Here is a 22,128-nt window from a genome sequence, read left to right as displayed (position 1 = left end):
CTGCTCATGGAAGCAGCCTGGTTCAGTTGGCGTTTTTCTTATTTAATGAAAGAAATTATTCTGCTTCCTCCCGCTGGATCGGCAGCAGCAAGCGAACGGTGGTTCCTTCGTTGATGCGTGATTCTACAGTCAATCCGTATTTTTCCCCATAGAGCAGCTTGATACGCTGATCAATATTGTCCAAGCCAATACCCGAATAGTGTTCAAAATGGTTGGCGGAGCTGGTTGGGTGGTCTTCATTGAACCCGATGCCCGTATCGATGATCTCAATTTTCAGGCCTTCCTTACTGACACGAGAAAAAATCTGGATCAATCCTGAATCCTCTTCGGGAAAGGCATGCAAGTAGGCATTTTCAATAATCGGTTGCAAAATCATTTTCGGTACGAGAATATTTTCACAGCCATCTTCTGAAAAAATCGTCGATTGGATGCGATTGCCATAACGCACGTTCATTAAAACGAGGTATTCTTCCACGATCGCTAGTTCATCTTTTAAAGGGACGATCTCTTTGCGGTTAAAGGTATGCCGCAACAATTGGACAAAACTTTCAATCGCTTGGGTGGCGGCCTCTTGCTCGTTTTGCCAGATCAAAAACTTGATAGCAGTCAAGGTGTTGTAGACAAAATGCGGTTGGATCTGCATTTGCAGTGAACGAATCTCGAACTTGCGTTTTTCAGCTTCTGTAACCATTAAATGATCGACATAAGATTCCAAGTCCTCCAGCATCAAGTTATAGGCACGCCCCAATTCTCGCGTTTCATACGTCCCGTTGATGGTGACTTTATCGCTGAAATCGCCTTGCGTGACCGCCGGCAGCTTGGCGATCAGCTGATAAATCGGTTGGGTGATGTTGCGGATGATCCAAAATGCCAGCAGACTAAAGAGTAAAATACTAACGACAGAAATCAAAAGGGCCGGTTTAATCAGATTCATATTGCGTACCAGATGCGATTCATCCAAGACATCGTAAAAAGTAAAGTGATACGAATAAAGGGGCAGCTGATTGATGCTGGTATCTTTTTTGACCGTGATGAGACGATCCTCAAATGGCTTGCCTAAAAGGCTCGGATCAGAAGTGGAGAGAATTTGATTTTGTTCATTGACGATATAGATCGAGTGAAGACTGGTATCTAAGAGTTGACGATAAATTGAAGAAAAATCGGATTCCTTTAAGAAAATCAGGGCATAGCCGAAAATCGTTTCTTCTTTCATCAATTTGCGCACGTACATCAAGCCAGGGGAGTCGCTGGTGGAGGTACTTAAGCCTTGGTCCAAGAAATAATACTGACTGATGGCGACATTGTCATTGATTTGCTGGATAAAGGTACTGGCGAGAAAATCATCCACCGATTGATTGCGAACCGCATCGTTTTGAAAAAAAGTACCCCCGTTGACCCCAATCAACACTAAATTTGAGGGGATGTCTTGAAACAAAGAGCGGGTGTCTTTTAATTGCTCGTTTAATTCTAAAATCGTACGGCCTTGATTCATGTCGCCTTCTAAGTATGTTTCAACGGCTTTGCTTTCATCGACGATGTCAAAAATCCGATGGATATTCTCGTTCAGACGCTCATAATCTTCTTGGATTTTTTCCAGAAGTAGCTGATTGGAGCTTTGGTACGAAGCAACATAGGCATCTTTCGAGCGACCATAGATCACGACGACGGTTAGCAGACAAACACTAATGACCCCGACGACAACAAAGAGGAAGATCCGACTGAATAATTCATTTTTCTGAATCCATTGGTTGATTTTCATAATTGATTCAACCGCCGATACTTCGATGGGGTGACCTGACATTCTTTCTTAAAGATGCGAGAAAAATAGCTGATATCCGAATACCCGACCGCTTCACTGATTTCAGATAGATTCAGATCAGATTGTGTCAGTAGTTCTTTGGCTTTATCCAAGCGGGTTTTCTTTACGTACTCAGAAAAGCTCATTTTCAGTTTTGCAGAAAGAAAAGCCGAAAGATAGGTGTAACTAAAATGAAAGGTTTCAGCCAGTTCAGACAAAGACAGACTTTTGGTGTAGTTGTCTTGAATAAAGCGCTGGATCGCAACGAGTAGATCATCTTCATCCAGCGGTGATAAGGTCGTCAGCTGTTGACGAATATCATCGATGGTCGCTAACAATAAATCAGAAAAATCTTCCAAATACTGTACGTGACCGATAGCGTGCAAAAATTCAGCTTTTAAGCGGCTAAAGCGTGGAGCAGTGGGAAATTCTTCTTCCAAGCGGGAGAGTAACGTGTAAAAAATACTGCTGGCCTGCTGTTTTAAAAATGTCGGATCGACATTGGATAAAATCATGTCATTAAAATATTCCTCGATTCTGGTGATTCCTAGCAAAAAGTTGTTGTCTAACAAAGCCCGTAAGAATTTCTTAGTATCAAAGCGATCACTTTCGATGTACAAAAAGAGTTCGTGTTCTTGCACCAACCGTTGGCGTTTATAAAAAAACGATTGTCCTTGGCTTTTGGCTTTAAGGGTCACAAAATGATCCCGTAACTGTTCAATCTTTCGAAAGGGCACACTGAGAGTAAAGAAGGCATCCGGCTCGGTAAAACGCAATTGTTCCAACGTTTCTTTCAAAGCGGAATAAACATCCGTTCCTTCTGGATAACTGATCACTAAGCCGGCATCTTTATTACTGGTTTGAAAAAAGAGCGTCTTTACCTGCGGTTGTGATTGAGTAAATTCTGTCAACGCATGTAGCAGCTGATTATTGGCACGAAAGCCGCTAAAATTGGTGGTCAAAATTTGGGCTTGCTGTTGCGGCTGACCCAATGCAAGGTAGTCCGCCAAAGGAGCCAACGGTTCTTCATACCCTGCTAAATAGCGATTCAACGATTCTTGCAGCTGCGTCTCCTCAGTCACGGAGCCTTTTGTATGTGACAGCTTTTGTGTGATGTTGTGTAGCGTCTTCAACAAGAGTGTCGGTGTCAGTGTCGGTTTTAAAAGATAATCTACGGCACCATTTCTAAAAGATTGACTGACATATTGGAAATCATCGTAGCTGCTCAAGACCAAAAAATGGACTTCTGGATATTGTTGTTGAATGATCGTTGTGAGTTGAAGGCCGTCCATTTGTGGCATTTTCAAATCCGTAATCACGATGTCGGGATTTAGCTCATGGATCAGCGCCAATGCTTCTTGCCCGTTCGCTGCATCGCCTAAGAGACGGAACCCTTCTTGCTCCCAACGTATCATATGTTTCAATCCATCTCGGATCGTTGCCTCATCATCAACGACTAAGACCGTGCGTAAAATAGTCATGGTATCCCCCCTATATCTCTTCTTTATTATAAACGCTTTCAAAAAAGAAAGGTATTGTAACTTTTTTCTATTTTTGGACAAATTTAGTAAGCTCTTTCATAATCATTGAATACGGTTACAAAATCAGTGTATAGTTAGCCTTGTAAATAAAAGGAAAGAGGGATAAAAATGAAAAAACTACTTGCATCGATGGTAACGGCGGCTGCAGTGCTGACTTTGGCGGCTTGCGGAAACAGCAACACAAGCTCTGGGGATTCCGGCGAGTCCTCAAACAAAGTCACGGTCTGGGCATGGGATGAGACCTTCAACATCAAGGCAGTCAATGAAGCCAAAAAAGTGTATGAAAATCAAGATGTCGATGTGGAAGTTGTGACGATGTCGCAAGATGATATCGTCCAAAAATTAAATACTAGTCTGGCATCAGGAAATACGGACGGACTGCCAAATATCGTCTTGATCGAAGACTACCGCATCCAAGGGTACCTTTCTTCTTATCCAGATGCGTTTAGTGATCTAACGGATATCGTGAATGAGGAGGATTTCTCCAGCTATAAATTTGCGGTCAATAAAGTCGACGATGTCATTTATGGGGTGCCATTTGACAGTGGCGTCGCAGGACTATTTTACCGCACAGATTATTTGACCGATGCAGGCTATGAGCAAGCGAATCTCCAAGATATTACCTGGGATGATTTTATCAGCATTGCCAAAGATGTCAAAGAAAAAACGGGTCACGCTATGATGTCGTTAGACCCAAGCGATCTTGGCTTGGCACGAATCATTATGCAATCGGCAGGCGAATGGTATACCGGTGAAGATGGCTCCACCGTGACCATCAAAGACAATGAATCCTTCAAAGCCGGTCTAACTGTCTTGGCAACATTGTTGAATGAAGGCTTAGTTGAACAAGTTTCCGATTGGGATGGCGGGGTCAATGCTGTTCAATCGGGGAATGTTGCGTCTGCGCCAACCGGTGCGTGGTATTCTAGCACAATTCAAGGCGCTGAAGATCAAAGCGGCAAATGGGCGATCGCTCCGATCCCATCCATCGCTGGCGATAGCAATTCAGTCAATGCTTCCAGCATCGGCGGAGCAGGCTGGTACGTGATCAAAGGGGTTGACGGCGAAGAAAATGCCAAAGACTTTTTAGCCAATACCTTTGCTTCAAACAAAGAATTGATGGGTACATTAGCTACCGAGATCGGTTTGGTTTCAACCATGAATGCTGCAGAAGAAACGGAAGAATATACGTCGGGTCTTGATTTCTATGGCGGTCAAAAAGTCTTCCAAGATTTCTCACAATGGTCACAAGAAATTCCAGCCGTGAACTACGGCAATCACACCTATGCCATTGAATCCGTCTTGACTGAAAGCTTGCAACGAGTGATCAACGGTGAAGACATCGATAAAGTATTAGAAGAAGCACAATCACAAGTGGAAGCACAAATTGCAAACTAATCGAACAACTTTGCAGAAACTCGTGAGCGATCGCGAGTTTCTGTGTTAAGGGGGAATTACAATGAAAAACAAAACAAAAAATTGGTTTGCAAACGGCAACGCCTTTATTACCTTACCCGTCATTTTGATCACGATGCTGGTCTTTATCCCGATGGTCTCGGCATTGTTCACGTCATTCCAATCAGGACCACCGACAGCGATGACCTTTAACGGTCTTGGCAACTATCAGCGGATGTTGAGCGACTCAACCTTTAAAAAAGCCTTTGGCAATACGTTTTTATACTTATTAGTCCAAGTTCCGATCATGCTCTTTTTGGCGTTGATCGTATCGAACATATTGAATGACAAAAAATTGAAATTTAAAGGGCTGTTCCGCACCGCCTTGTTTTTACCATGTATCACATCCTTGGTTTCTTATTCCTTGATCATGAAAAGTCTCTTTTCGGCAAACGGGTTAGTCAATAACTTTTTGACGCAGCTACATCTGATCGATGCGCCGATCCAATGGTTGACAGATCCTTTTTGGGCAAAAGTACTGATTATTTTTGCCATCACGTGGCGTTGGACCGGCTACAATATGATCTTTTTCATCTCAGGCATGCAGAATATCGATCCAAGTATTTATGAAGCGGCAGAGATCGATGGCGCTTCAAAATGGGATCAATTCTTCAAAATCACGATTCCCAACTTGCGTCCAATCATCCTATTTACCACGATCACTTCAACGATCGGTACGCTGCAATTATTCGATGAAGTTCAAAATATCACTGGCGGTGGACCAGCCAATGCCACGACGACCTTGTCACAATATATCTACAATTTGAGTTACAAATTCACGCCAAACTTTGGGTATGCCGCTGCGGTCTCCTTTGTCATTGTGATCGCGATCGTGATTTTATCGATCATCCAAACGAAAATAGGAGGAAAAGAAAATTGAAAACAATCTCACTCACTTTAAAATACGTCTTTCTGGCGATTTTGGCTTTCATCTCTATTTTTCCATTTGTTTGGATGATTCTAGGGATGACCAATCAAACCTTTGATATCGTTGCCGGGAAAATCATGATTGGGGATCAATTGGTGATCAACTTCCAAAATCTTTTTTCTTCCGATTTGAATTTTACTCGGGCATTAGGCAATTCCGCAGTGATTGCCGTGATTACGACCGTCTTTGCGCTGTTGTTCTCCTCCATGGCAGGGTATGGCTTTGAGATTTATCGAACGAAAACCAAAGACCGCATCTTTAATATTCTACTGCTGTCGATGATGGTGCCTTTTGCCGCGCTAATGATCCCGCTCTATCGGATGTTCAGCAAGCTTAGCGGCACACCGATCGGGATCAATACCTTCGCTGTCGTGATTTTGCCCTCGGTCTGTACCGCCTTTTTGATTTTCTTTTTCCGCCAAAACATCAAGGCATTCCCTAGAGAATTAGTCGAAGCTGCTCGGATCGATGGCTTGAATGAACTGAGTATTTTCTTTAGAGTCTACATGCCTACGGCTAAAAATACTTACGCAGCTGCCGCGATCATTACGTTTATGGGCAGCTGGAACAATTATTTGTGGCCATTAGTTGCCTTGCAATCACCAGACAAACGGACCGTTCCACTGGTTCTTTCGGCTATGGGTGCTTCTTATACACCTGATTATGGCATGATGATGTGCGGCATTGTGATCGCCACACTGCCAACGGCCATCATTTTCTTCGTTTTACAAAAACAATTTGTCCAAGGTATGCTGGGATCCGTGAAATAAGCGGGGCATCAGCGAACAATTATAAAGTAGAGGGTACGATATGATTCTTTTTGACAAACAATTAAACGTCTTTCATTTAAGCAACGACCAGATCAGCTATCTCATACAAATAGAAGAAGGGGGCAATGTGGCACACCTTTATTTTGGAAAAAAAATCGCTCATTATTCTGGCGGCTATCGTTATCCACGTCTTGATCGGTCCTTTTCGCCCAATCCCCCAGACAGCAGCGACCGACTTTTCTCATTAGACACCTTGATGATGGAATTTCCTGGCAACGGCTTCGGAGATTTTCGAGAAGCAGCTTATAGGATTCGCCAGTCTAACGGTAGCCGAGTCAGCCATTTTGTCTTTAGTGATTACCAGATTCAACAAGGCAAACCCGCCCTAGCAGGATTGCCTCAGACCCATGGTGCCGTCGACGGGATCGAAACACTGATTCTGTCCTTAAAAGATGATGTGACGGGACTCGAACTGCAGCTGTTTTACACGATTTTCGAGGATGCGGCAGTGATCGTCCGCTCAAGTAAAGTAATCAACCACGGAAACCAGCCTGTTACGATCGAGCAGCTGGCGAGTCAAGCGCTCGATTTTCCTAACCGTCCCTTTGATTTGATCCACTTGCCGGGGGCATGGGCGAAAGAACGCCAAGTCACCCGAGAACCAATCAATCGCGGCATCAAGCGTTTGGACAGCAAGCGTGGTTCCAGTAGCCATCAGCAAAATCCCTTTGCCGTCATACTGGAACCTAATGCTACGGAGTTTGCTGGGGAGTGTTTTGGTTTTAGTTTGCTGTATAGTGGCAACCATGAAATTATCATCGAAAAAGATCCTTACCATCAGACTCGTGTGATAATGGGGATCAACAGCCATCAATTTGCCTGGCAATTGCCGCCAACTGAAAGCTTTCAAGCCCCAGAAGCCGTGATTGCTTATAGTGAGGCTGGCTTGAACCAGCTGTCAGCCACCTATCATGACTTTTATGATGAGCATTTGATTCGGGGCAAATACAAAAAGCAAGAACGGCCGATCCTGATCAATAACTGGGAAGCAACGTACTTTGATTTCAATGAAGAAAAACTGGATGCCCTCGTTGATGAAGCGAAGGAGCTGGGAATCGAACTGTTTGTTTTGGATGACGGCTGGTTTGGTCAGCGAGAAGATGACCAAACCTCATTAGGCGATTGGTTTGAAAACGAAGGCAAGCTAGCTTCTGGCTTGGCAGGATTTGCCCAAAAAGTCCATGACAAAGGGCTGCAATTCGGGCTTTGGCTGGAACCAGAAATGATTTCTGGTGACAGTGAACTAAACCGACAGCACCCTGATTGGCTGTTACAAGTACCCAATCGCAAGCCAGCGCTTAGCCGCAGTCAGTATGTGTTGGACTTTTCTCGACAAGATGTCAGAGACCATCTCTATCAGCAATTATCCCAACTGTTTGATACGGTTGCCATCGACTATATCAAATGGGACATGAACCGCAGTCTGTCGGATGTCTATTCCTTGCTCCTCGATCCTGCCCAGCAAGGGGAGGTCGCGCATCGCTATCTGCTGGGCTTGTACGAGTTCCTCGAGAAACTGACCACTGCCTATCCGACGATCCTGTTTGAAGGCTGTTCTGGCGGTGGCGGGCGCTTTGATGCCGGTTTCTTGTATTATATGCCGCAGATTTGGACCAGCGACAACACCGACGCCATCGCCCGCTTGAAGATCCAGTACGGAACCAGTCTGGCCTATCCGCCATCCACCATGGGGGCACATGTCTCAGCGATCCCGAACCATCAGACCCAACGGGCAACGGATCTAGCGATTCGCGGCAATGCTGCGATGTCTGGCTTGCTGGGCTATGAGCTTGACTTAACACAGCTGACAGAAGAAGAAAAAGCGCAAATCAAAGAACAAATCACTTTTTATAAAAAACATCGGCGCCTGCTGCAGTTGGGCCGCTTTGTTCGACTGCTCAGCCCTTATGAAGGCAATGACGCCGCCTGGCTGTATGTTTCTCAGGATAAAAAAGAAGCGATCGTCTTTTACTTCCGAGTTTTAGCTGAAGCCTCTGCACCATTGGTTACTTTAAAGCTGGCTGGTCTTGATCCTGACCTCACCTATCAAAGTGGGGGAGAGAACTTCGGTGGCGATGAATTGATGCAACTCGGGTTATATATCGATCCTCATTTAGCCGGGGATTACGCCACGCAGCGGTTTCATTTTGTTGCAAAAGTGCCCCACGAATGAAAAAAGCGTCCCGTCAAAGCAGCATGTTTTGACGGGACGCTTTATTGTGCTGCCGTAAGCTTTTGGCTAATGATCGGCAACTGAGAGGCTATTTTAGAACAAATGATTTATTTTTTTCTCGAGAAGTCGTATGATGAAGGAGGAGGCAGGCAGTTTGCTTCTGACAATCAGTAAGAGGAGGGTGTTCAACATGGACGAACAGCCACTAGCGAATGAAACAGAAGAAGGGTTGATTGCTGCAGGATATCGGAAGTATCGTGGTGAAGCGATCGATATTTATTACAGCAAAGAGATCTGCACCCACAGCGGTAATTGTGTGCGGGGCAATCCCGCCATTTTTGAAGTTGGACGGCGTCCCTGGGTGATTCCTGATAATGGGGAAGCAGCCCAAGCGGCACAAGTGATCCATACCTGTCCAAGCGGTGCATTAAAGTATGTGTTAAAGGAGGAACAATCATGGAAATCTTAGAAGAAAATGCTCGATTTGTGTTAAAAGACGGTGATAAAGAAATTGGTGAAATGACGTGGTCAAAAGCCGGTGAAACGCGTATGATCATTGATCATACCTTTGTCGATCCTGCTTATCGGGGACAAGGACTCGCCGAAAAATTAGTGGCAAAAGGGGTGGAAAAAGCCCGCAAAGAACAAAAGAAAATCATTCCTTTGTGTCCCTTTGCCAAAAAAGAATTTGAACGCAAACCAGAATATGCCGATGTTTGGAACCAATAAATCAACCAAAACAACCCCACCAACTCAAGAGTCTCTCTTTGAGGTGGTGGGGGTTGTTGTATGACTGATCAATGTTGGAATTGAGCATGGTACAGGCGATAGTAATAGCCTTGTTCTGCCAGTAATTCTTCATGGGTTCCTTGCTCCACGATTTGACCGGCATCCATTACAAGGATCTTGTCTGCTGCTCGAATCGTTGATAACCGATGGGCGATCACAAAGCTGGTTTTGCCTTCCATCATTTTCAAAAAGGCATCTTGAATTTTTTTCTCAGTCAGAGTATCAACCGAACTGGTTGCTTCATCCAAAATCAGCATGGGTGGGTTACTGATCATCGTGCGGGCAATCGTCAATAGCTGTCGTTGTCCGTCAGAGATCTTGATGCCTTGATGACCGATCGGTGTATCTAGTGTTTCTGGTAAGCGCATCACATATTCATACATATAGGCATGCTTTAGGGCATCATAGATTTCTTCATCTGTGGCAGTGTCATTTCCGTATTGCAAGTTTTCTCGTAAAGAGGCATCAAAGAGCCATGTATCTTGCAAGACCATTCCGAAGCTTTGCCGTAATTCTTCTCGTTTCAACTGACGAATATCGGTGCCATCGATCTTGATCGCGCCTTTATCAACATCATAGAAACGCATCAACAAATTGACCAACGTCGATTTACCGGCACCGGTTTTTCCGACGATCGCGACGGTTTCTCCAGGTTTTGCAGTAAAAGTGAAATCTTCGATCAATTTTTGACCAGGATCATAAGCAAAAGACACCTCCTCAAAGGCAATCTCGCCTTTGATCTCACCCAGTGATTGAGATTCTTGGTCATCGGCTGTTTCTGGTTCTTGATCCAACAGCTCAAAGGTTCTTGAAAGTCCAGCCAATGCCGTTTGGATCTGGGTCGTAATTCCTGACAATTCAATGAATGGTTTCGAAAACTGACTGGAGTAGATCGTAAAGCTGGAAATCATCCCAACCGTGACAGCACCTGAACCAGAAAAGTAAAGCAGACCGCCGACAAAGCCGACTGACAGATACGCCAAATGATCGACGAATCGTGAAAGGGGATTGGTCAAAGAAGAAGAAAACTGTGCCTTTTGCCCCCGGACATTCAATTCTTGGTTGATCGTTTCAAAACGGTTTTGGTTGATGGTTTCTCGATCAAAGGCTTTGACGATTTTTTGATTGCCGATCATTTCCGTAACAAAGCCAGAAATTTCGCCGACGATTTCTTGTTGCCGAGCAAAATGCGATTGTGACGTTCGTGCCACGATCCAGTTGACCAAAAAGATGATCGGGGTCGAAACCAATACGACCAACGTTAAGGGCACACTCATTTGCAGCATGACGACTAAGGCGATCAAGACGACCGAAATACCAGAAAACAGCTGGTTGAAGACTGCAGCGACGGCAATGGAAATATTATCCATGTCATTGGTAAAACGACTGACGATGTTGCCGTGGGAGTTTTGGTCATAATAGCGCAAAGGCAATGTATTGAGATGCGCAAAACCTTTTTTGCGCAAATCGGCGACAGATAAATACGCCACGCGGTTACCCAGTCGCTGGATCAACCATTGACTGACCACAGTCACTAAAACCACTCCGGCAAACAGAAGCAAAATACGATAGAGAGTGCTAAATTGCACTTGATCAGCACCTATCAGCTGATCGACGGCTTGACCAATCTGATACGTCATATAAACCGAGGAGACGCCAGCAGCAATCCCGAGGACAACTGCTGCCCAAGTTTCCTTCGCATAGGCAGTCAAATAAGGGAGGTAGCGACGAAAGGCCGACCAATCGAATGATTTCTTTTTCATGCTTCTTCCTCCTCTGCCTGTGATGCGACGATTTCTTGGTATTCTTTTGAAGATGCCAACAGCTCTTCATGGGTCCCTTTGCCTACCAAATTCCCTTGGTCTAAGACTAAGATCTGCTGCGCATCTTGAATGGAGCGAACCCGTTGAGAGATAATGATGACCGTGCCACGAATGCTTTCTTTTAAAGCCATCCGCAAATCAAGATCGGTTTGATAGTCAAGGGCACTTAGAGAATCATCCAAAATCAAGATATCTGGTTTAGCGATCAATGCTCTGGCAATCGTTAACCGTTGTTTTTGTCCCCCAGAAAAGTTCTTGCCCCCTTCAAAAATCGGGGTATCCAGTTGCTGCGGCAAGGCTTCAACGAAGTCGCGGCTTTGAGCGATTTCGAGTGCTCGCCAACACTCTTCATCGGTGGCCTCTTTTTTGCCCCATTGCAAGTTTTCTCGAATCGTTCCCGTAAACAGCACGGCGGTTTGAGGCACCATGGCGATTTTTTGGCGTAATTGCTGTAAAGGCCATTTCCGCACATCGTGTCCGTCAACGATCACTTTGCCATCTGCCACATCGTAGAAGCGGGGGATCAATTGGGTCAAGGCAGATTTCCCACTCCCGGTTGGTCCAGTGATACCTAAAATAGACCCCGGCGCGACTTGGAAATCAATGTTTTTCAAGGCTAATCCGTATTCTTTTGAAAAGCGGAAATCAACGTGCTCAAAGCGAATCGCTCCGACGTTGTTTTTCGGCTGATCCATAAAGACTTCTGAAAGCTCGTCGCCGATCGACGGCTCAGTGGCTAACACTTCGTTAATCCGTGAACCAGATGCTGCCGCACGGGTAAAGATGATCACTAAGTTGGAAACCACGATCAACGCTAAGAGCATTTGATTCATGTAATTGACAAGTGCCAATACTTGTCCTTGCTGCAAATTGCCAATATTGACCTTGAATCCACCGATATAAAACAACGCGATAATGCCGACATTCATGATCAAGGTGGTGGCAGGCGTCAATAAGGCAGAGAGATTTGTGACCCGTAAATAGACCTCACTTAAATCATCAGTTGCCTTATCAAAGCGTTTCGTTTCCGTTTTTGTGCGGGCAAAGGCACGAATCACCCGAATCCCGCTTAAATTTTGACTAACTAGCTCATTCAACTCATCTAAATGGACTTGAACTTTCTTATACAATGGCACGGTTTTGGCGATGATCCAGAATAAGACGATACAAAAGAGCGGTAAAACGAGTAGGAAAATCAAGCCAGCTTGCCAATCAATGACAAAGGCCATAATCACAGAACCGATACTTAAGAAGGGCGCCCGGACAACCAGCCGAATCAGCATCGCCAAAGCAATCTGCATCTGATTGATGTCGTTGGTCATTCGAGTAATCAACGTATCAGTACCGAATAAGTTCAGTTCGCTATGGGAAAGGGTGTTGATTTTTTTCATCAAGCGATTGCGTAATTCTGTCCCGAATCCTTGAGAAGCGACGGAAGCATAATACTGACAGATGACGGCACAGATCATGCCTACCACGGACATCACGATCATCCAGATCGTCATTTCAACGACTTTCGACCAATTGTTTTGCCGTAGCCCCTCATCGACTAAAGCGGCCATCTGTAAAGGCAGGACCAATTCAAACACCGCTTCTAAAAATTTGAAAAACGGACCAAGAATAATCTGTTTGCGATAATCCTTGGCGTAGCGTAACAAGCTTATCATAAAAAACCTCCTAAATTATTGCGGATGAGCGGACTTGTTCATCCTCATGAGCTTATGAGTGAACTTCAGCAAGATGTTCACTGACTAAACAGGCAAAAACCAAACTATCGGTCCATTCCCCCTTGTTCCACCAGTCTTGGATAAAATGTGCTTCTTGGCGCAATCCAATCCGTTGGCAAAGCTTGGCTGAGGCCTGATTGCGGGCATCTAGCGTCGCTTGGACCCGATGGATCTTCTGACTGGCAAACAACCAGTCCAACAACTCTTTCAAGGCTTCTTGAGCAAACCCTTGTCCGCCAAATGACGGATGGAAGGCATAGCCGATTTCAACGGAAGACGGCTGACCAGTAGACCACACCGACAAATCGCCGATGACCGTTTGATCGTGTAGTACCGCCAAAGAAAGACCTGCTTGGTCCGTCAAGGTGTGCTGTTGACATTTTTTGGCAAAAGACGCCGCTGCCGTTTCTGTCTGCCAAGGCTCATGAAGTAAGAAACGGCAAACTTCCGCTTGCTGATAAATAGCAAAGGTATCGGCAAAATCACTTTCTTGAAACGGACGGATCGTTAACCGTTCACTTTCCATACATACCATAGACAGCCTCCATTTCTTTAGGGACATCTTACCATAGAACGAAATAGCCGAAAACATTATCAGAAAAATACAACAACTTTCTTGTAAAAGAGTGTAAATTTCATGAAAATTCTTTCTTTTACAATCAGAACTTGCCAGTTGCTGCCTACTTACCACGCCTGCCAGCGGGCAAGAAAGGTTTTTTGCCAATCGCCCAAGGGCAAAATCACTCGCTGCATTTGAAAACGGTAGGTTTCCCCTTTATAAGTAAAGCGAATCGGGACGAGCATCCCTACAACAGGATCTTTGTGCTGTTTTTTTAGCTCAGCAAGCGGCAAGATTTTGTGCTGCAGGACTTTTGTCGAGAAAAGATTCAATGCCAAAATCGTCAATTGCTGATCATCTAAGACGAGCAGGGTACGGCTGGTGATGGCATTGAAGGACTGCCATTTTGCATAGCCGATCACAGCTTCTTCCGTCAAATAGGGGGCTGCCAACGCTTGGAAGGTTTTTTTATTTAAAAGAAACATGGGTAGAAAACTCCTTATAAGTAAGAATCGTTTTAGGCAGAGTGTCAACCATCATCGAACAGCGTGAAGACGCTTAGTCAGTTGTAAATGGCTGCAGCATCCGCCGAACTTTTTCAGTATACGCCTGTTTGAGGGCTAACGGTTCGATTTCTTTGATGGTTGGCCCAAATTGCAAGAGAAAGTCAGCTAGAAAATCAAGCTCATTTTCGCTGATATAGCCATCCAAACAAAGCTCACTAGAGCGTTCGGTCACTCTCATGTCAGGATATCGTTCTTGCATAACTCGTTCTTTCACTTGCGGTATCAAGCGGATCTGATAGGCCAATGTTTGAGTTATTACTCGCTGTTGCGTCTGTTTTCTGGCTAACTGATCTAAGGGATAGCCCTTTGTTGTCGTTACAACAAGTCCCTGCATTGTATCACAGCGATAGCGGCGAAAGGCCTGCTTTTGACAATCAAAGGCCAAACAATACCAGTAACCAGCACGAAAATCCAGCTGAAAGGGTTGTACGGTCTTGTTCGTTTTTTGATAACGCTGATAGGTAAATTGGATGACCTGTTCTTGTACGATCGCTGAAAAAAGCGCTGAGAGGATCGGTGCACTCGTCAATTGAGGCACCCCTTGAAATGAAACCGCCGTCTCCATTTTTTCTAACCAGTCGGTATCTCCTTGATAAAAAGACTGCAAAAGTTTTCGCCGCAGCCCTTGATAGCTCCGATCAAAAGGAGAATCGGATAATTTTTGTAAGAGCTGTAAAGCAAAGAAAAGGGTATAACGTTCATTTTTGTCAAAGTACAAGGGGGTCAGTTGATTTTTTAAGATCTGATAGCCGCCATAACGACCGGTTTCTACCACGAGAGGCAATCCCAGCTCTTCCAACGATTGGACATCGCGGACGGCTGTGCGTTTTGAAATCGCAAAGGTTTTCATCAAATCAGCTAGATGAAAAGTGGTTTTTCCTTGTAAATACAATAGCTCCTGAGTTAAACGTTCTGATTTTTTCATTTCTTTCTCCAATGGTGCCAAGTTTTGGCAATATTCACAGTTACACTTATGGTAACAAGAAAAGGAGGAACCAACAAATGATCGAACCAAAAATCGCTTTATTTTTAACCTTAGACGGCAAAGCCCAAGAAGCCATCCACTTTTATCAGGAAACATTAGACGCGACCCTCTTATTCGCCATCACCAACCAAGAATATCAAGAAAAACTTGATCCAACACTGGAGATTCTTGCAGGTCAAGAACAGTATCTTTCTCATTCCATCCTACAAATCGGAGATTTCCAGTTGCAGCTGGCTGACAATCCATTGATCGAAGGGGAGCCCATTCAAGCAGGGAATCACTTATCCTTGAGTTTGACGATAGACGACACCAAAACAGCTCAAAAGCTTTATCAACGACTAGTGGAAAAGGGCAGTCAGGTGATCCAGGCACCTAGTGAAAATCCGTTTGCGTTTTTTTATGCAAGTGTTCGCGATCCATTTGGTGTAATTATTCAGCTTACTGTCGAAAAAGAAGTTGATCCATCAAAAAAGGGTGAATGAAAAAAATCGTTTTTTAATAAAATATCCATAGAAGTTGACTAATTATCCAGCTTTCTTTCATCATCAGAATTATTTTTAAGGAATGTTTAAAGGACTTCACAGAAAAAGAATAAAACTTCTTAAAAAAATAGGCGGATCGCAAAAATTCTGGTACAATCGGGGAGAGCAATTCAGGAGAAATGAAGGAGGCACTATGGATAGAAAGACGAGATATAAACAGCAAAGAGCCCACAAAGCGCGCAACAAACGCGTGATTATTGGAGGAATCTTTCTTTTCGCCATTGCAGGCATCGTTTTATTTGCCGGCTATACGTATTATGCAGCAAAAAATTCAGTGGATAAAATGTTTAAAGAATCCGCTGTAATCAGTTCCAATAAAAGTAAAGAAGACAACTCATTGAAAGCTTCTGATGTTAATTCAAAGTTTGGGATCTTGCTGATGGGTGTCGATAATGACGCGGAACGTGAAAAGACAGAACATTTGGACAGTGCCCGTACCGACAGTTTGATTTACATGGTATATGATGGCGAAAACAAGAAAATCGATATGGTTAGTCTCCCTAGAGATATTTGGACCAATATTTATGATGGAACAGGAACTGGGACAATTGCTACTACAGCCAAGATCAATAGTGCATTCACGATTGGTGAGGAAGACGCAACGATTGAAACAGTCCAAAACTACCTGCAATTGCCAATTGACTATTACGTAAACATCAATTTTACAAGTTTTGAAAAAATAATCGATGCGATTGGCGGAATCACTGTTGATGTGCCTTACGACATCAACAAGAAATATACTTCAGACAACACGGGAGAAACGTTGATTCCAGAAGGACGTCAATTGTTGAACGGTGAACAAGCCTTGATTTTTGCCCGTATCCGGAAAATGGATACTGATGTGGATCGAGGAAACCGTCAGCAAGAAGTTATTGAAGCAGCGATCCACCAAGCTTTGAAAATCAATAATGTCACCAAGTACCAAGAAATTTTAGATTCTGTCAGCGAAGATGTGAATACAAACTTTAAGTTTGAAGACTTAGTATCTTTAGCGGGCAATATGTTGTCTGGGTTCGATATTCAAAAACATACCTTTGAATGGTACGATGGGGAATCTTATGATGGACAATCGATCGTATATATTCAAGACTATTCTTACAATGAAATCCGTAATGATATGCTGAAAGCCTTAGGTCAAGCACCAGCAGATTCGCAAGCAGATGCCAATACAGAAACACAAACCGGTGTTGGAAACGAGACAGGTGCAGGAACTGGTGACGGATACGGCTCGGATGTCGTTGATGACGGAACCGGCTACTAATCAAGAGAAAAAAGTCAGGAACATTCCTGACTTTTTTTATACCCTCAGACCTTTAAAAATCGATTGAAAACAAGTTCAGTCTCTCAAGCCGCTTTCGTTTGCATCTCAGAAGTGCAGTGCTATTCTTAAGAAAAGAGACAACTTGTTGCAGCAAGTCATACACTGGGGGAGGAACCATGATGGAAAAACAGCAAGAACAAAAAGCCCGTAGAATCGTTTTGCTGACCCACGTCTTAGGGTTGATCATGAAAGCCATCGGCTACTTCTTTAGCGGCAGTGCTGTCTTGATGAACGAAAGTATCCATAGTCTGATCGATTGCATCAATCAAGGACTTCTAGCCATCGGTGAAAACCGAGCACAGCGAGGACGCAGTGAACTGCATCAGTTTGGTGAAGGACGAGCGACCTATTTTTTTAGTACCGTAGTTGCCATGACAGTTTTTTTAGGCGGTGGGATTTTAGCGGTTGTTGAAGCCAGCCGCGATTTGCTGGACCCAACCCACGAAGTGGAACAGCTCCAGCTGGTGGCAGCGATCTTATTTGTCAGTTTGTTCATTGAAGTGACGGCTGTACAAGAGGGATGGCAAGAAGTCAAAGAACAAAACAAGCAAAACCAGCCCCTCGTCCGTTTCTTAAAAGAAAGCCGCGATTCCGATCTGCTTTTAGGCTTCACGGAAAATTTGTTTGCCTTAGGCAGTGTGACGATCGCCATCGCAGGAATCTCATTGACTGCTTTGACAGGCAATCCGGTATTTGATTCCCTCGGGGGCATTTTAGGTGGATTGTTGTTGATAGCTGCTGCTGTCTTTTTAGCCAAAGAATTTTATAGCCTTTTGATTGGCGAAGGGGCATCTGCATCAGATTTAATGGCGATCAAACAAATTTTAGCCAACCCTGCCATCATTCAAATCAAAGATTTACGAACCCTCCATCTAAGCCCAGAGGAACTTTTGATCGTCGCCGACCTTAGCTTGAAACTAGCGCCGGATGAAGAACCAAGCACGTTTATTGATACCATTGAGCAGCAAATAAAGCAGGCTTTGCCTGAACTGAGGGTCTATTGCTATATCGAGAGTGAGGAAATTACCTCTTAAAGTAGAATAAATACGAAGCATTCTTCGGTTGGTGATTCACAATTCAACCCAGGAATGCTTGTTTTGGGTAGTGGTGAGCTCGTGTTGAATGAACACAAAGGATCAGTGGCTTGTTTTAACTTTAGGCTTTTCTGACGATCAGGAATTAGATTGTAAGCGGAAAGATCCAGTGATTTATCTATTTTTTTAGCAGTAAACAGTTTTTTTGTTCAAAAGTTTGTGTTTTTTTGTTAAAATAAAGTAAGGACAGCGAGTGTTCTCTTTTTAAAGTTATTTTTTTGCTAGAGTTGTAACATTGTAAATCACAACATAGCGAAAGCTCAGGTTATTAAGAAAACGCCGAAACGAGTGCCTGTTTGCCATTACTGGCATGCTGTCAAATCGTCACCAAAAGCGGTGGTGCTAATTTTGTTACGACTGTTTTTTTACACCACTTGTGAAGCAAAATCCTTTGCGAACATCTTCATCCATGATAGGTTAGAAATAGGCCGAATGGTTTTTTCACAAAGTACGTACATAGAAAGATCACTTGCGACTACCAAAAAAAGTTACTTCACTGCTCGCAAAATGATCGATGCTCATCACACATACCTTTTCCCTCAGCCAGTCAATCTGCGCTTGCTTTTCTTATTGGTTATATTCCCTTCAATCAGCAATTGCCTGAACCGATTCAAAATCAAAAAATGACTGTGCAAGGTATCTGTACCGCTTTATCCCTTCAGAAACGTGGAAACCCTCGGCAAGAAGTTTACAATTAAAAGGAGGAATTTGATGGAAAAATTTTACCAGCAAAAGACTGAAGAGACCTTGAAACATTTTGAAAGTGACCGCAAGCAAGGCCTAAGCGGGAAAGAAGCCGACAAACGCTTAGATAAATACGGAGAAAACACGATCCAGCAACAAGAATCCCTTTCTGTATGGGAATTGCTGTGGCATAACTTGAACAACTTGATTGTTTATCTCTTGCTAGCAGCTGCGTTACTCTCTTTTGCGATGGGGGAAACGATTGAAGGAATTGCAGTATTGATTGCCGTGGTGATTGCTGTAATGACCGGTTTCATTACAGAATTACGAGCACAAAAATCAATTGATTCACTTCAAAGCATGATTTACACTACCGCAAAAGTGATTCGTGATGGAGAAGTAATGGAGATCGAGTCGGCAAAGATCGTTCCAGGCGATATTCTCGTTTTGGAAGAAGGGGATGCTATTGCGGCAGATGCCCGCTTACTTGAAACGAGCAACTTTGCCTGCATCGAATCAGCGCTGACCGGTGAGTCAGAAGCTGTTGAAAAAGATGCACGAGAAACTTATGAAGAAGATGTTCCATTAGGCGATCGCCGCAATGTCGTTTTCGCAGGAACTGCGGCAACTCGGGGAAATGCCTATGCAGTAGTGACAGAAACCGGCATGAAGACCGAGGTTGGAAAAATCAGTGATATGCTGACGGGGGACAAAAAGCGTCAAACGCCGTTAGATATCGAATTGGACAAGCTAGGAAAAGCAATCATTATTGCAGCACTCTTTGCTGCGGTGGCAGTTTTGATCGCTGGGGTCTTGACGAATCAACCATTTGTCGAAATGATCCATATCTCGATTATTTTAGCGGTCGCAGCGATACCTGAAGCAATGCCAGCCGTTTCGACAATCACATTGTCTCGAGGCATGCGGACGATGGCCGAGCACAAAGCACTCGTCAAATCGTTATCAGCCGTAGAGACTCTTGGCGCCACCAGTATCATTGCCAGTGATAAAACGGGGACGCTGACAGAAAACCAAATGACGGTTGCCGAGATCATTTTAGGTTCAGGAGAAATGTTCAAAGTGACAGGAAATGGGTATGAACCCAACGGAAAATTCTATAAGGCAGACTCGGATGATAATTCCGAGATCGACGCAACCAATCATGATGCACTGCAAGGGATGGTTGCGAATGGCGCTTTATGTACCACCGCCACTTTACGTGAAAACGAAGGGCAATACGAGATCCTCGGTGATCCAACGGATGGGGCGTTTGTTGTTTTAGGTCAAAAGATCGGCATCGATCGGCAAAAAGAGCAGGACAGCGGGCTGAAGAAAATCGCAGAAATGCCCTTTGATTCCGACAACAAATACATGGTGACCGTGTATGAAGGAGAGCAACGGACATTGATCATCAAAGGGGCACCAGATGTCTTAATTGATTTAGCTGATGCTGATGCCACTGAAAAAGAACAACTTCATGAATACAATGACACGTTAGCCAGTCATGGGCAGCGGGTGATCGCTGTCGGTTGCATCAAGGATTATCAAGGTGGGACGGACGAAGCAGAACTGAAAGCAGCATTACAGGAAATCAAGATCCAAGGCTTTGCGGGCATCGTCGATCCGCCACGAACAGATGTCAAAGAGGCAGTGAAGGTCGCCCAAGAAGCGGGGATCCGAGTGAAGATGATCACGGGGGACCATCCGAAGACCGCATCAATGATCGCCAAAGAAATTGGCTTAAAAGATCATGAAAAAACCATGACAGGTCGCGAGATCGATGAATTGGCAGGGCAGGAAGGCTTTAACGAAAAAATAGAAGAAGTCGCTGTCTTTGCTCGAGTCTCTCCAAAAAATAAATTACAACTTGTGGAAGCCTTGCGTGAAGAAGGCGATATCGTTTCTATGACTGGCGATGGCGTTAACGATGCGCCGGCACTCAACGGCGCCGATATCGGGATCGCCATGGGGATTCGTGGGACAGAAGTAGCCAAAGAATCTTCCGATATGATTTTAACTGATGACCGTTTTGGAACAATCGTCGATGCCATCAAAGAAGGACGCATCATTTTTGACAACATAAAAAAATATGTTTCCTTCCTGTTCTCTTGTAATATGGTTGAGATCGTGACGATCTTTTTAAGTGTCATCTTCTTGATGCCAATGCCGATCCAACCGCTGCATATCCTTTTCTTAAATCTAGTCATCGATATTGCGCCAGCAATGGCGTTAGCCTTTGAACCAGCAGAAGACGATATCATGAAACGTCAGCCACGGTCGAAAGCTGATGGCCTCGTCAACAAACGCTTCTTAGGACGCATCATTTTAAGTGGTGTTGTGATTGGTTTGGTGGCGTTTGGCTTCTTCAATTTCTTGATGTTGACGGATCACGAGTTGCTTTATGCACAAACAGCGACCTTTACCTTTATGGCAGTAGCACAATTGATGCATATTTTCAACGTTCGTAAGAGCAGCGGTTTTGGCTTAGACAAAACTCTCTTGAAAAACAAACCGTTGATGGGGGCATTGCTCCTTTCCGTAGGTTTGCAGCTTTCAGCAGTCTATGTACCGTTTATGAATGAGCTATTAGACACGATGCCAATTCAAGCCGGCACGTGGGGGATCATCTTCGCTGCTGCAGCGATCTCCACATTGATCGTCATGGGCTTGAAGAAACTCTTCCAATTAAAATAAAATAAATTCTCCAGTATTTTCTCAATACCGGAGTAACGAAGACCCGCAGCCTAATGGCGCAACTTCGCCAAAGGATTCTTGACTCGATCCTTGATGAAGTTCGCCTAGCTGCGGGTCTTTTTTTGCTTACTCTTTACAAGCAAAAGAAAATAATTTATACTTGACTAGTCAACAGTTGACAAGTCAATGATGAAAGGAGCGGTTTATGCAATGAATTTACGTGAGCTAAGCGGATTGCTCTATCGGATGAAAATCGTGAATCAAGAATTAACAGCGATCTTTGAAAAAGAGACTGGCTTTAGTCTGACCCGTTATCAGTTGCTGCAGTTTCTGAATGAGCAAGGACGCTGTACCCAAAATCAAGTACAGAATGAATTGAAGATCGATAGTGCAGCGGTCACTCGGCATTTGAAGATTCTCGAAGAAAAACAATTTGTGACACGGGAACGAAACAAAGACAATAACCGCGAGATTTTTGTTTCTTTGACACCGAAAGCACAAGCCGATTTGGCTAGTTGTGCTTCAAAGCATGCCAGCTCTGAGGAGTCGTTAGGCATCAATTTGACCGAAGAAGAAGAAGCACAGCTTCTAACATTACTTATGAAATTAGTTCCATGAA

17 protein-coding genes and 1 pseudogene are annotated in these 22,128 nt (G+C 44.2%); 11 read left to right on the top strand and 7 right to left on the bottom strand.

What is annotated here, in order from left to right; genetic code table 11:
- Positions 1–55 precede the first annotated feature (55 nt).
- Together IGI86_RS10940 and IGI86_RS10935 are read right to left on the bottom strand one after the other, a co-directional pair.
- Complete coding sequence (locus tag IGI86_RS10940; protein WP_430617280.1) at positions 56–1,759, bottom strand: sensor histidine kinase; 1,704 nt, start codon at positions 1,757–1,759, stop codon at positions 56–58.
- Positions 1,756–3,279, bottom strand: a complete 1,524-nt coding sequence (locus tag IGI86_RS10935; protein WP_430617279.1) for a response regulator transcription factor — start codon at positions 3,277–3,279, stop codon at positions 1,756–1,758. Before IGI86_RS10935 ends, IGI86_RS10940 begins: the two co-directional genes overlap by 4 nt.
- 168 nt (positions 3,280–3,447) lie before the next feature.
- Here IGI86_RS10935 and IGI86_RS10930 point away from each other — a divergent pair, with 168 nt between their 5' ends.
- The 6 genes and pseudogenes from IGI86_RS10930 (at position 3,448) to IGI86_RS10905 (ending at position 9,454) form a co-directional block, all read left to right on the top strand.
- Positions 3,448–4,737, top strand: coding sequence for an ABC transporter substrate-binding protein (locus IGI86_RS10930; RefSeq protein ID WP_087664915.1), 1,290 nt, complete (start codon positions 3,448–3,450; stop codon positions 4,735–4,737).
- A gap of 61 nt (positions 4,738–4,798) precedes the next feature.
- A complete protein-coding gene (locus IGI86_RS10925; RefSeq protein WP_005225588.1) occupies positions 4,799–5,674 on the top strand; it encodes a carbohydrate ABC transporter permease in 876 nt (291 codons plus the stop codon).
- 2 nt (positions 5,675–5,676) lie between these two features.
- Positions 5,677–6,492 (top strand): annotated as a pseudogene (locus IGI86_RS10920) (carbohydrate ABC transporter permease); the annotation flags it as partial.
- Positions 6,493–6,532: 40 nt separating this feature from the next.
- A complete protein-coding gene (locus IGI86_RS10915; protein WP_430617277.1) occupies positions 6,533–8,725 on the top strand; it encodes an alpha-galactosidase in 2,193 nt (730 codons plus the stop codon).
- Positions 8,726–8,915: 190 nt separating this feature from the next.
- Entirely contained in the window at positions 8,916–9,194 is a 279-nt protein-coding gene (locus IGI86_RS10910; RefSeq protein ID WP_430617276.1) for a (4Fe-4S)-binding protein, read from the top strand.
- A complete protein-coding gene (locus IGI86_RS10905; protein WP_005234932.1) occupies positions 9,182–9,454 on the top strand; it encodes a GNAT family N-acetyltransferase in 273 nt (90 codons plus the stop codon). The genes IGI86_RS10910 and IGI86_RS10905 overlap by 13 nt, the downstream gene beginning before the upstream one ends.
- Positions 9,455–9,522: 68 nt before the next feature.
- Here IGI86_RS10905 and IGI86_RS10900 read toward each other — a convergent pair whose 3' ends face one another.
- The 5 genes from IGI86_RS10900 to IGI86_RS10880 all read right to left on the bottom strand — a co-directional run bounded on the left by IGI86_RS10900 (position 9,523) and on the right by IGI86_RS10880 (position 15,114).
- Complete coding sequence (locus IGI86_RS10900; protein WP_061054371.1) at positions 9,523–11,277, bottom strand: ABC transporter ATP-binding protein; 1,755 nt, start codon at positions 11,275–11,277, stop codon at positions 9,523–9,525.
- On the bottom strand, positions 11,274–13,004 hold the full coding sequence (locus IGI86_RS10895) for an ABC transporter ATP-binding protein (RefSeq protein WP_061054370.1): 1,731 nt from the start codon (positions 13,002–13,004) through the stop codon (positions 11,274–11,276). Before IGI86_RS10895 ends, IGI86_RS10900 begins: the two co-directional genes overlap by 4 nt.
- Before the next feature lie 52 nt (positions 13,005–13,056).
- The gene (locus IGI86_RS10890) at positions 13,057–13,599 is read right to left on the bottom strand and encodes a GNAT family N-acetyltransferase (RefSeq protein WP_034878476.1); all 543 of its coding nucleotides are present in this window, start codon (positions 13,597–13,599) and stop codon (positions 13,057–13,059) included.
- A 149-nt stretch (positions 13,600–13,748) separates the two neighbouring features.
- The gene (locus IGI86_RS10885) at positions 13,749–14,108 is read right to left on the bottom strand and encodes a hypothetical protein (protein ID WP_430617275.1); all 360 of its coding nucleotides are present in this window, start codon (positions 14,106–14,108) and stop codon (positions 13,749–13,751) included.
- 73 nt (positions 14,109–14,181) lie between these two features.
- Positions 14,182–15,114 carry a WYL domain-containing protein gene (locus IGI86_RS10880; protein ID WP_218193188.1) on the bottom strand — a complete coding sequence of 311 codons (933 nt, stop codon included), beginning with the start codon at positions 15,112–15,114 and terminating at the stop codon, positions 14,182–14,184.
- Between the two features lie 77 nt (positions 15,115–15,191).
- Between IGI86_RS10880 and IGI86_RS10875 the strand changes: the two genes are divergently transcribed.
- The 5 genes from IGI86_RS10875 to IGI86_RS10855 all read left to right on the top strand — a co-directional run bounded on the left by IGI86_RS10875 (position 15,192) and on the right by IGI86_RS10855 (position 22,127).
- Positions 15,192–15,656 carry a VOC family protein gene (locus IGI86_RS10875; protein ID WP_086373142.1) on the top strand — a complete coding sequence of 155 codons (465 nt, stop codon included), beginning with the start codon at positions 15,192–15,194 and terminating at the stop codon, positions 15,654–15,656.
- Between the two features lie 193 nt (positions 15,657–15,849).
- The gene (locus IGI86_RS10870) at positions 15,850–16,977 is read left to right on the top strand and encodes an LCP family protein (protein ID WP_008378814.1); all 1,128 of its coding nucleotides are present in this window, start codon (positions 15,850–15,852) and stop codon (positions 16,975–16,977) included.
- Between the two features lie 176 nt (positions 16,978–17,153).
- Positions 17,154–18,071 (top strand): cation diffusion facilitator family transporter, encoded by a 918-nt coding sequence (locus tag IGI86_RS10865; protein ID WP_144330518.1) that lies wholly within the window; start codon positions 17,154–17,156, stop codon positions 18,069–18,071.
- A gap of 771 nt (positions 18,072–18,842) precedes the next feature.
- Positions 18,843–21,509: a cation-translocating P-type ATPase gene (locus tag IGI86_RS10860; protein ID WP_430617274.1), complete on the top strand. Its 2,667-nt coding sequence runs from the start codon at positions 18,843–18,845 to the stop codon at positions 21,507–21,509.
- Between the two features lie 210 nt (positions 21,510–21,719).
- Positions 21,720–22,127, top strand: coding sequence for a MarR family winged helix-turn-helix transcriptional regulator (locus IGI86_RS10855; RefSeq protein ID WP_008378808.1), 408 nt, complete (start codon positions 21,720–21,722; stop codon positions 22,125–22,127).
- The last annotated feature ends 1 nt before the right edge of the window (position 22,128 follow it).

Source organism: Enterococcus sp. AZ188, assembly GCF_050544075.1.
GTDB classification, from domain to species: Bacteria; Bacillota; Bacilli; order Lactobacillales; family Enterococcaceae; genus Enterococcus_D; species Enterococcus_D entomosocium.
This window is presented reverse-complemented; position numbering and strand designations above follow the sequence as displayed.

Bases quoted from the DNA above. Each gene is read 5' to 3' on its own strand.
- IGI86_RS10915 (WP_430617277.1), top strand. From the start codon at position 6,533: ATGATTCTTTTTGACAAACAATTAAACGTCTTTCATTTAAGCAACGAC.
- IGI86_RS10905 (WP_005234932.1), top strand. From the start codon at position 9,182: ATGGAAATCTTAGAAGAAAATGCTCGATTTGTGTTAAAAGACGGTGAT.
- IGI86_RS10885 (WP_430617275.1), bottom strand. From the start codon at position 14,108: ATGTTTCTTTTAAATAAAAAAACCTTCCAAGCGTTGGCAGCCCCCTAT.
- IGI86_RS10895 (WP_061054370.1), bottom strand. From the start codon at position 13,004: ATGATAAGCTTGTTACGCTACGCCAAGGATTATCGCAAACAGATTATT.
- IGI86_RS10875 (WP_086373142.1), top strand. From the start codon at position 15,192: ATGATCGAACCAAAAATCGCTTTATTTTTAACCTTAGACGGCAAAGCC.
- IGI86_RS10925 (WP_005225588.1), top strand. From the start codon at position 4,799: ATGAAAAACAAAACAAAAAATTGGTTTGCAAACGGCAACGCCTTTATT.
- IGI86_RS10855 (WP_008378808.1), top strand. From the start codon at position 21,720: ATGAATTTACGTGAGCTAAGCGGATTGCTCTATCGGATGAAAATCGTG.
- IGI86_RS10930 (WP_087664915.1), top strand. From the start codon at position 3,448: ATGAAAAAACTACTTGCATCGATGGTAACGGCGGCTGCAGTGCTGACT.
- IGI86_RS10910 (WP_430617276.1), top strand. From the start codon at position 8,916: ATGGACGAACAGCCACTAGCGAATGAAACAGAAGAAGGGTTGATTGCT.
- IGI86_RS10865 (WP_144330518.1), top strand. From the start codon at position 17,154: ATGATGGAAAAACAGCAAGAACAAAAAGCCCGTAGAATCGTTTTGCTG.
- IGI86_RS10940 (WP_430617280.1), bottom strand. From the start codon at position 1,759: ATGAAAATCAACCAATGGATTCAGAAAAATGAATTATTCAGTCGGATC.
- IGI86_RS10890 (WP_034878476.1), bottom strand. From the start codon at position 13,599: ATGGTATGTATGGAAAGTGAACGGTTAACGATCCGTCCGTTTCAAGAA.
- IGI86_RS10880 (WP_218193188.1), bottom strand. From the start codon at position 15,114: ATGAAAAAATCAGAACGTTTAACTCAGGAGCTATTGTATTTACAAGGA.
- IGI86_RS10900 (WP_061054371.1), bottom strand. From the start codon at position 11,277: ATGAAAAAGAAATCATTCGATTGGTCGGCCTTTCGTCGCTACCTCCCT.
- IGI86_RS10870 (WP_008378814.1), top strand. From the start codon at position 15,850: ATGGATAGAAAGACGAGATATAAACAGCAAAGAGCCCACAAAGCGCGC.
- IGI86_RS10935 (WP_430617279.1), bottom strand. From the start codon at position 3,279: ATGACTATTTTACGCACGGTCTTAGTCGTTGATGATGAGGCAACGATC.
- IGI86_RS10860 (WP_430617274.1), top strand. From the start codon at position 18,843: ATGGAAAAATTTTACCAGCAAAAGACTGAAGAGACCTTGAAACATTTT.